Annotated in this window: 8 protein-coding genes and 1 pseudogene; 8 read left to right on the top strand and 1 reads right to left on the bottom strand. The window is 66.4% G+C overall.

Annotated features, from left to right (window positions below):
- The 7 genes from pdxJ to RT697_RS23725 all read left to right on the top strand — a co-directional run.
- A partial coding sequence (pdxJ, locus tag RT697_RS23755) for a pyridoxine 5'-phosphate synthase (protein ID WP_313702161.1) occupies positions 1-713 on the top strand: 713 nt, incomplete at its 5' end.
- A 38-nt stretch (positions 714-751) separates the two neighbouring features.
- Positions 752-1186 (top strand): holo-ACP synthase, encoded by a 435-nt coding sequence (gene acpS, locus RT697_RS23750; protein ID WP_409517483.1) that lies wholly within the window; start codon positions 752-754, stop codon positions 1184-1186.
- A 51-nt stretch (positions 1187-1237) separates the two neighbouring features.
- Positions 1238-2296, top strand: coding sequence for a beta-N-acetylhexosaminidase (gene nagZ / locus RT697_RS23745; protein ID WP_313702159.1), 1059 nt, complete (start codon positions 1238-1240; stop codon positions 2294-2296).
- Entirely contained in the window at positions 2259-4085 is a 1827-nt protein-coding gene (uvrC, locus tag RT697_RS23740) for an excinuclease ABC subunit UvrC (RefSeq protein ID WP_312436934.1), read from the top strand. The genes nagZ and uvrC overlap by 38 nt, the downstream gene beginning before the upstream one ends.
- Before the next feature lie 299 nt (positions 4086-4384).
- Entirely contained in the window at positions 4385-4957 is a 573-nt protein-coding gene (gene pgsA, locus RT697_RS23735) for a CDP-diacylglycerol--glycerol-3-phosphate 3-phosphatidyltransferase (RefSeq protein WP_175123621.1), read from the top strand.
- A 247-nt stretch (positions 4958-5204) separates the two neighbouring features.
- Positions 5205-6512: an MFS transporter gene (locus RT697_RS23730; protein ID WP_313702158.1), complete on the top strand. Its 1308-nt coding sequence runs from the start codon at positions 5205-5207 to the stop codon at positions 6510-6512.
- A 164-nt stretch (positions 6513-6676) separates the two neighbouring features.
- The gene (locus RT697_RS23725; protein WP_313702157.1) at positions 6677-7678 is read left to right on the top strand and encodes a cytochrome-c peroxidase; all 1002 of its coding nucleotides are present in this window, start codon (positions 6677-6679) and stop codon (positions 7676-7678) included.
- A gap of 129 nt (positions 7679-7807) precedes the next feature.
- Here the strand turns inward: RT697_RS23725 and queF are convergent, their stop codons facing one another.
- Complete coding sequence (gene queF / locus RT697_RS23720; protein WP_175123618.1) at positions 7808-8632, bottom strand: NADPH-dependent 7-cyano-7-deazaguanine reductase QueF; 825 nt, start codon at positions 8630-8632, stop codon at positions 7808-7810.
- A gap of 320 nt (positions 8633-8952) precedes the next feature.
- Between queF and RT697_RS23715 the strand changes: the two are divergent.
- A pseudogene (locus tag RT697_RS23715) lies at positions 8953-9485 on the top strand (isocitrate lyase); the annotation flags it as partial.

The raw sequence follows: 9485 nt of genomic DNA, 5'->3' as shown, positions 1-9485 counted from the left end.
ACGTCGCCACGCTGCGGCAGCAGCGCCACACGGCGTATCCCGACCCGATCGCCGCGGCGCTGCGCGCCGAAGATGCCGGCGCCGACCTGATCACGCTGCATCTGCGCGAAGACCGGCGCCACATCCAGGATGCCGACGTCTACGCGATCCGCCCGCAACTGCGCACCCGCATGAATCTGGAATGCGCGGTCACGCCGGAAATGCTGGAGATCGCCTGCGCGGTCAAGCCCAGCGACGTCTGCCTGGTGCCCGAAAAGCGCACCGAGCTCACGACCGAGGGTGGGCTGGAAGTGGCCGGCGCCTTTGGCCCCGTGTCCGACGCCGTGGCGCTCCTGGCCGAAGCCGGCGTCCGCGTGTCGCTGTTCATCGATCCGGACCCGGTCCAGATCGCCGCTGCCGCCAAGGCCGGCGCACCCGTCATCGAGCTGCATACCGGCGCCTATGCCGAAGCCGAGGGTGAAGCCGCCGAGGCCGAATTGCAACGCATCCGTCTGGCCGTGGCCGAAGGGTTGCGCCACGGGCTGCGTGTGAACGCCGGCCATGGCCTGCACTATGGCAACGTCAAGCCGGTGGCCGCGCTGGACGGCATTTCCGAACTCAACATCGGCCACGCCATCGTCGCGCAGGCCATCTTCGACGGTTGGGAAAAGGCCGTGCGCGACATGAAGGCGCTGATGGTGCAGGCCCGCCTGCATGCGCTGCGCGGGCTGTGAACGCGGGCCGATGACGCGTTTTGACCGCTAGCCAGGCGATGCCGATGTCCGACTCCACTTCCGCCACGCCCGCCGGCGCCATTGCCGGCATCGGCATGGACCTGCTGCGTATCGACCGCATCGAACGCGCGCTCGCCCGCCACGGCGACCGGTTCGCCGAAAAGATCCTCGGCCCCGAGGAACTCCTGAAATTCCACGCCCGCCGCGCCCGCGACCCGGTGCGCGGGGTGCGCTTTCTGGCGACGCGCTTTGCCGCCAAGGAAGCGTTTTCCAAGGCGATCGGGCTGGGCATGCGCATGCCGATGACGTGGCGGCGCGTGCAGACGCTGAACGCGCCGGGCGGCCGCCCGGTGCTGGTGATCGCGCCCGAACTGCTGGACTGGTACGCTCTCCGGTTCGGCGCGGCCCACGTTTCCATTACCGATGAATCCGACATGGCCGCCGCGTATGTGGTGGTCGAGCGCAAGCCCTGAGATCGGGGCCATCCCCGCCGGCTTGCCGCAATAGCTACAAGGACAGCCTCCATGGCCAAGAAAAAATCCAAGGCGGTCCTGCCCCCCGGCCCCGTGATGGTCGATGTGGCGGGATACACGCTCACGAAGGCGGAAAAGAAGCGCCTGCGCCACCCCCTGGTGGGCGGCGTCATTCTTTTTGCCCGCAATTTCGAGAACCGCGCCCAGCTCACCGCGCTGACGCGCCAGATCCACAGGGCGCGCAAGGAGCCGCTGCTGATCCTGGTGGATCACGAAGGCGGCCGCGTGCAGCGCTTCCGCGAGGACGGCTTCACGCCCTTGCCCCCGATGCGCGCGCTGGGCGAACTGTGGGACAACGATCCCCTGCAGGCGATGCGCCTGGCGACCGAGGCCGGTTACGTCCTGGCCGCCGAGCTGCGCGCCTGCGGCGTGGACATGAGCTTCACCCCGGTCCTGGACCTGGACTACGGCGTCAGCAAGGTGATCGGCAACCGCGCCTTCCACCATGATCCCCGCGTGGTGACGATGCTGTCGCGCGCGCTGGTGCAGGGCCTGGCGCTGGCCGGCATGTCGTCCTGCGGCAAGCATTTCCCCGGCCACGGTTACGTCGGCGCCGACTCGCACCACGAGATCCCGGTCGATCCGCGCACGCTGGACGAGATCCTGAAGGACGACGCCGCGCCCTATGCGTGGCTGGGCGATGCCGTGCTGCCGTCCGTCATGCCCGCGCACGTCATCTACCCCAAGGTGGACAAGCATCCGGCCGGCTTTTCCAAGCGCTGGGTGCAGGGCATCCTGCGCAAGCGCCTGGGCTACGATGGCGTCGTGTTCTCGGACGACCTCACCATGGAAGGCGCCTCGGTCGCTGGCGACATCCTGGACCGCGCCAACGCCGCGCTGCGCGCTGGCTGCGACATGGTGCTGGTGTGCAACCGCCCGGACCTGGCCGACGACCTGCTGGCGCGCCTGGAATTCGACCATGCGCCCGAGTCCGTGGCGCGCATCCGGCGCCTGATGCCGCGTTTCGATGCGCCCGATTGGGACACCCTGCAAGCCGAAAGCCGTTACCAGAATGCCCGACGACTTCAATCTCAAATCGTTCCTGTCTGACCTGCCGCATCTGCCGGGCGTGTACCGGCACCTGGATGCGGCGGGCGAGGTCATGTATGTCGGCAAGGCGCGCGACCTGAAGAAGCGCGTCTCGTCGTATTTTCAGAAGACGCTGTCCAGTCCGCGCATCGCCCAGATGGTGGCGAAGGTGGCGCGGCTTGAGGTCACGGTGACGCGCTCCGAAGCCGAAGCGCTGATCCTGGAAAACAACCTCATCAAGAGCCTGAAGCCGCGCTACAACATCCTGTTCCGCGACGACAAGTCCTATCCGTACCTGCACATCACCGGGCATGACTGGCCGCGCATCGCGTACTACCGCGGCGCCACCAACAAGCGCGGGCAATTCTTCGGCCCGTTCCCCAACGCCTGGGCGGTGCGCGAAACCATCCAGATCCTGCAGAAGGTCTTCCGGCTGCGCACCTGCGAAGACAGCGTCTTCGCCAACCGCTCGCGTCCCTGTCTGCTGCATCAGATCGGGCGCTGCTCGGCGCCGTGCGTGGGCGCGATCGAGGCGGCCGAATACGAGCGCGACGTGCATCGCGCCGTGCGCTTTCTGAACGGCGAGGCCAAGGACGTCATGGGCGAGATCGAAGCCCGCATGCTGCAGGCCTCCACCGAGCTGCGCTTCGAGGAAGCCGCGGCGCTGCGCGACCAGATGGGCTCGCTGGCGCGCGTGCTGCATCAGCAGACCATGGAAAACGTCAGCGGCGAGGACACCGACATCATTGCGGTGGCCATTGCCGGCGGCAAGGTCTGCGTGAACCTGGCCATGGTGCGCGGCGGCCGCCATCTGGGCGACAAGCCGTTCTTTCCGTCGCACGCCGAGGGCGAAGCCGCGCCGCAGGTGCTGGAGGCCTTCGTGGCCCAGCATTACACCGACAACGCGATGCCGCCGATCCTGGTCTGTTCGCACACCTTGCCCGATCCCGAGCTGATCGCGCTGCTGGTCGAGCAATCCGGCGGCCGGCCATCTCGCGTGCTGACGCGTCCGCAGGGCACGCGCCGGTCCTGGCTGGAACAGGCATCCAAGAACGCCGAAATGGCGCTCGCCCGCGCGCTGACCGAATCCGGCGCCCGCGCCGCCCGCACGCTGGCGCTGGCCGAAGCGCTGGACCTGGACACCGACGAAGCCGCGCTGGACGCCCTGCGCATCGAATGCTTCGACATCAGCCACACCGCCGGCGAAGCCACCCAGGCCTCCTGTGTGGTGTTCGAACACCACGACATGCAGCCCTCGCTGTACCGCCGCTACAACATCGCCGGCATCACGCCGGGCGACGACTACGCCGCGATGCGCCAGGTGCTGACCCGCCGCTTCGCCAAGGTCGCCGACGGCGACGCGCAGATGCCCGGCCTTGTCCTTATCGACGGCGGCAAGGGCCAGGTCGAGGTCGCGCGCAAGGTCTTCGCGGAACTGGGCCTGGATATCCAGACCCTGGTCGGCGTGGCCAAGGGGGAAGGGCGCAAGGTCGGCCTGGAAACCCTGGTCTTCGCCGACGGCCGCCCGCCCGTCGCCCTGGGCGGCGAATCCGCCGCCCTGATGCTGATCGCCCAGGTGCGCGACGAAGCCCACCGCTTCGCCATCACCGGCATGCGCGCCCGCCGCGCGAAGACGCGCAACGTCTCGCGCCTGGAAGAAATAGAAGGCGTAGGCGCCCGCCGCCGCCAACGCCTCCTGGCCCGCTTCGGCGGCTTCTCCGGCGTCGCCCGCGCCAGCATCGAGGACCTGGCATCGGTAGACGGCATCTCGCAGGACTTGGCAATCCGCATTTATGAGGCGCTGCGCTGAAGCCCCGGACTCGCCCAGATGTCACGAATTTGTGTCACCCTCGCCGCCGACCACCGAGACGCCAGAACGTGCAGCCTCGCCGATAAGCTCGACGACGTGCCAGAACGAACCCTCCAATTCAAGCCCATCTCACCAACCCGCCCCCAAATTTCAACTACCCGCCCCGACGAGCAATCCGGGCCGCGCGGATCCGGCTCCGCCGGTCCGCAGAGGCGCCCCCTTGAGGGGGAGGCGCCGAAGGCGCGTCGGGGGTGGGCTCCCTCTCGGGGGGAGGCTCCCTCTGTTAGGATACGGACACTATGCCAATTAACGTTCCCATAATTCTGACGTGGCTGCGTATCGCCATGATCCCGCTGGTAGTCGGGCTGTTCTATCTGCCCGAAAGCTGGATGTCTGTTCCCATGCGCGACACGCTGGCGGCATGGGCTTTCATCATTGCCGCGCTGACCGACTGGTTTGACGGCTGGCTTGCCCGGCGCTGGAACCAGACATCGGCATTTGGCGCCTTCCTGGACCCCGTCGCCGACAAGTTGATGGTCTGCGCCGCCCTCATCGTGCTGCTCGACCTGAGCCGTGTCGATGCCTTCATCTCCCTCATCATCATCGGCCGCGAAATCACGATTTCCGCGCTGCGCGAATGGATGGCCAAGATCGGCGCCAGCGCCAGCGTGGCCGTGCACCGGTTGGGCAAGTTCAAGACCGCCGCGCAGATGATCGCCATTCCGTGCCTGCTGTACAACCAGTCGATCTACGGCATCAACACCAAGCTGCTGGGCGACATCCTGATCATCGTGGCCGCGGTGCTGACGGTCTGGTCGATGCTGTATTACCTGCAGCGCGCCTGGCCCGCGATCCGCGAAAAGGCCATGTAACACCGATTTCCCGGGCCGGCTGCGCAACAGCCGGCCCGGTGCAGTTGCAATACCGCACGGCGGCCCGGCTCGCGCAAGACGGCCGCCGTGTCACTTCAAGAGCGATATGCCGGCTCGAACCGGCACGGCCCGCGCGCCGCAATCGCCATGAATTCGACGCCCGGACGCAAGTCCGCGCGCCGCCGGAGACAACCCGCGATCCGCCCAAAGCGGCCCGCAACCTGCCGCCCTCGCGCGGCCTTGTGCAATGAACACCGCTACCGCCGCCACCCCCTTGCTCTCGGACGCCGACGTACGCCGGCGCGACTGGAAAATCATCCTGCTCATCGGCGTGGCGCATGCCTCGTCCCACTTCTTCCAGCTGGTCCTGCCGTCGCTGTACGTCGCGCTGGGCCAGGAATTCGGACTGGATTTCGCGCGGCTGGGCCTCCTGGTGTCCACGTTCTACGTGGTGTCCGGCATTGGCCAGGCGTCGTCGGGCTTCGTCGTGGACCGCATCGGCGCGCGTCCCGTGCTGTGGTTCGGGCTCGCCTGCTTCGTCCTGTCGGGCGTGCTGATCGGCTCGGCCACGGGCTACCTCATGCTGATGGCCGCGGCGGTCGTGGGCGGCATCGGCAATTCGGTCTTCCACCCGGCTGACTATTCGATCATCAATCACCGCATCACCGCGCCGCGGCTGGGCCACGCGTTCTCGGCGCACGGGCTGACCGGCAACCTCGGCTGGGCGCTGACGCCCGTGTTCATCACCACCATCACGCTGCTCGCCAACTGGCGCGTTGCGGCTTACAGCGCCGCCGGCCTCGTGGCGCTGGTGCTGCTGCTCACGGTGCTGGGCCGCGACCTGCTGGGCGGCCCGTCCCCCGTGGACGCGGGCGGCGACGCCAAGGACGCGGGCAATGCGCCCAAGTCCGCCGCCAAGCCCCAGGAGGGCGTGCTGGCGACGCTGTCGGCGCTGCTGGCCAAGCCCGCGCTCTGGGGCGCATTCCTCTTCTTTGCCTGCACGTCCATCGCGCTGTCCTCGGTGCAGAACTACACGATCCCGCTGCTGGGCCAGCTGTACGACCTGTCCAAGGTCACGGCCAGTTCGGCGCTGTCCGGCTACATGGTCGCCTCGGCCGTCGGCATGGCTGCGGGCGGCTTCCTGGTGTCGGCCAATCCGCGCACCGAACGCACCGTCATGGTCGCGCTCATCCTGGCCGGCCTGACGCTGGTCGTGCTGGCGCTGGGGCTGGTGCCGGCCGTGCTGGCCGCGCCGGTCGTGGGGCTGGCGGGCTTCTGCTCGGGCGTGGCCGCGCCGTCGCGCGACATGCTGATCCGCCGCGTGACGCCCAAGGGCTCGACCGGCTCGGTCTACGGCCTGGTGTATTCGGGTATGGACGTGGGCTCGGCGCTTGGCCCGCTCGCCTTCGGCCTGCTGCTGGACGCCGGACTGCGGCAGGGCCCGTGGGTGGGCGCCGGCGTGGCGTTCGCCGTGGCAGCCTTCCTGGCGCAGTGGATCGCGGTGCAGGCGCGCCGCGCCGAACCGTCCGCTGCGGCGGCCCCCGCGCGTCCCTGACCTTTTGACCGTCCCGGACGGAGCCAACACCACGTTGCGCGCCGTCAAGGTTCCCTTTCAAGCCAGGACGGCGCTCCGCCCCGGTTGACGCCTCGCAAGGTTGCGGCATGGCTTCGTCGCTGTAATAACCACGTAGTCGCACTGGTTATTCACAGGAGAAGCAAATGAGAAAGAAAACTACGCTGCTGGCCGCGGGGCTGGCACTCGGTCTGTGGGCAGGGCAGGTCTGGAGCGCGTCGCAAGAACCCATCCAGCCCATCGAACCGGCTGTCATCAAGGAACCGGCCAAGGTCGAGTTGGGCAAGAAGCTCTTCTTTGATCCCCGTCTGTCGCGCTCCGGCGCAATCTCCTGTAATTCGTGCCACAACCTCGCCATGGGCGGCTCGGACAACCTGAAGGCCTCCATTGGCCACAAGTGGCAGCAGGGCGGCATCAACTCGCCAACGGTGCTCAACTCCAGCTTGAACATCGCCCAGTTCTGGGACGGCCGCGCCAAGGACCTGCGCGAGCAGGCGGGCGGCCCGATCGAAAACCCGATGGAAATGGCCTCCACGCACGAACTGGCGGTGCAGGTGCTCAACTCCATCCCGGGTTACCGCGCGGAATTCAAGCAGGTCTTCGGCAAGGACACGATCACCATCGGCGAGGTCACCAGCGCGCTGGCCGCGTTCGAGGAAACGCTGGTCACGCCGAATTCGCGTTTCGACCAATGGCTCAAGGGCGACAAGAAGGCGCTGACCGTGCGCGAATTGGCGGGCTATGAGCTCTTCAAAAACAGCGGCTGCGTGGCCTGCCACAACGGCGTGGCGGTGGGCGGCAACTCGTTCCAGAAGATGGGTCTCGTCACGCCCTATGTCACCGAGAACAAGGCCGAAGGCCGCGCCGCGGTCACGGGCAAGGACGCGGACCGCTTCAACTTCAAGGTGCCGACGCTGCGCAACGTAGCGCTGACCTACCCGTACTTCCATGACGGCGAAGCGGCCACGCTGACGCAGGCCGTCGACGTGATGGGGCGCCTGCAACTGGGCCGCACGTTCACGCCCGAGGAAAACGGCCAGATCGTTGCGTTCCTGAAGACGCTGACGGGGGACCAGCCGGTCATCCAGTACCCGTTCCTGCCCCCGTCCGAAGACGACACGCCGCGGCCTGAGCCGTTCGTGAAGTGATGCAAAGACCGTGAAGCGAAAGCGGTAGAACAAACGCGCCAAAACAACACGGCCGCCCCTCGGGGGCGGCCGTTTTTGATGGGCACAGCTTATCCGGAGCCGATATCCGGGGCGTTCCTGCTGGTCTGCTTACTGCCGAACCGTGCGCACGTCCGCGGGCGGCGCCGCTTCGAAGTTGCTGCGCCACGGATTGATGTCCAGCCCGCCGCGACGGGTGTACCGCGCGTACACCGTCAACTGCTCCGGCCCGCAGGCCTGCATGATGTCGCTGAAAATCCGCTCCACGCAGTGCTCGTGGAATTCCGCGTGCTGGCGGAACGACACCACATAACGCAGCAGGGATTCGCGGTCGATCGGCTTGCCCCGGTAGCGGATCTGCACGGTGGCCCAATCGGGCTGGCCCGTCACCGGGCAATTCGACTTCAACAGGCGCGACGCCAGCGTTTCCTCGACCACGTCGCCCGCCCGGGTGCGCAGCAGTTCGGGCGCGGGCTCGTAGGTGTCTATCTCGATATCCAGCTTGTCTATATAGATGCCGTCCAGCTCGCCCATCTGCAGCTCGGAAAAGCGTTGCGGCAGGAAAAAGTCCAGGCCGACCGGCGCGCCCGCGGCCGCGCTCAGGTCGCGTTCCAGCCGGCCGCGCAGCGCCGCCGAATTGACGAGGCGAGTCTGGTTGAACGAATTCAGGTACAGCTTGAACGACTTGGACTCGATGATGTTGGGGCTGTCGGCCGGCACCGAAAACGTCGCCATTGCCACCCGCGGCTTGCCCTTGGCATCCAGCCAGGACAGCTCATACGCGTTCCACAGGTCCACGCCCGTGAAAGGCAGGTTGCCGGCGGTCAGGTTGAGCGCTGCGCGATTGTGCGAGCGCGCGATGGGAAACAGCAGCGAGGGGTCGTATTGCGAGGCGTAGGCCACGCTCTGCCCAAGCGGGCCGTGAGACAGGGTCATAGCAGAGACAAATGAAACGGGGATGGCGGCATTGTAGGCGCTTAAAAAGCGGCCGATTTTCCGCAATGTGAAACGTAACTCTCGGCATGTGAAAGTTCGTGCTGCGTAGCAGCGGGGCGGCATTTCACAAACGACAATGGCGTTTCATTATACAAAATGTCGCTCATAACTCATTGATTTAAATGGCTAAGATTTTTCGTCTTGTATAAGACCTGGCTTCACATTGCTCCGCAGCACAGGCATAGACTTTCTCCCATCGATTCACGCAAAGCCAGACGCGAATCTTTTGAAGTCTCTTATCACTGACCAGGAGCATCACCATGAGCAATCGCGAAACCGAAATCCGCAACCTCCAGAAAGACTGGGCCGAAAACAGCCGCTGGCAGGGCATCAAGCGCGACTACAGCGCCGAGGACGTCATCCGCCTGCGTGGCTCGATCAGCGTCGAACACACGCTTGCCCACCGCGGCGCCACGCGCCTCTGGGAACTCCTGCACAGCGAGCCGTTCGTCAATTCGCTGGGCGCCCTGACCGGCAACCAGGCCATGCAGCAGGTCAAGGCCGGCCTGAAGGCCATCTACCTGTCGGGCTGGCAGGTCGCCGGTGACGCCAACCTGGCCGGCGAAATGTATCCCGACCAGTCGCTCTACCCCGCCAACTCCGTGCCGCAAGTGGTCCGCCGCATCAACAATTCGCTGACGCGCTGCGACCAGATCCAGTGGATGGAAGGCAAGAACCCCGGCGACGAAGGCTACATCGATTTCTTCGCGCCCATCGTGGCGGACGCCGAGGCCGGTTTCGGCGGCGTGCTCAACGCCTATGAACTGATGAAGGCCATGATCGAGGCCGGCGC

The organism is Achromobacter sp. (assembly GCF_032113835.1).
Taxonomy (GTDB): Bacteria; Pseudomonadota; Gammaproteobacteria; order Burkholderiales; family Burkholderiaceae_B; genus Achromobacter.
This window is presented reverse-complemented; position numbering and strand designations above follow the sequence as displayed.

Bases quoted from the DNA above. Each gene is read 5' to 3' on its own strand.
- acpS (WP_409517483.1), top strand. From the start codon at position 752: ATGCCGATGTCCGACTCCACTTCCGCCACGCCCGCCGGCGCCATTGCC.
- nagZ (WP_313702159.1), top strand. From the start codon at position 1,238: ATGGCCAAGAAAAAATCCAAGGCGGTCCTGCCCCCCGGCCCCGTGATG.
- RT697_RS23725 (WP_313702157.1), top strand. From the start codon at position 6,677: ATGAGAAAGAAAACTACGCTGCTGGCCGCGGGGCTGGCACTCGGTCTG.
- uvrC (WP_312436934.1), top strand. From the start codon at position 2,259: ATGCCCGACGACTTCAATCTCAAATCGTTCCTGTCTGACCTGCCGCAT.
- queF (WP_175123618.1), bottom strand. From the start codon at position 8,632: ATGACCCTGTCTCACGGCCCGCTTGGGCAGAGCGTGGCCTACGCCTCG.
- pgsA (WP_175123621.1), top strand. From the start codon at position 4,385: ATGCCAATTAACGTTCCCATAATTCTGACGTGGCTGCGTATCGCCATG.
- RT697_RS23730 (WP_313702158.1), top strand. From the start codon at position 5,205: ATGAACACCGCTACCGCCGCCACCCCCTTGCTCTCGGACGCCGACGTA.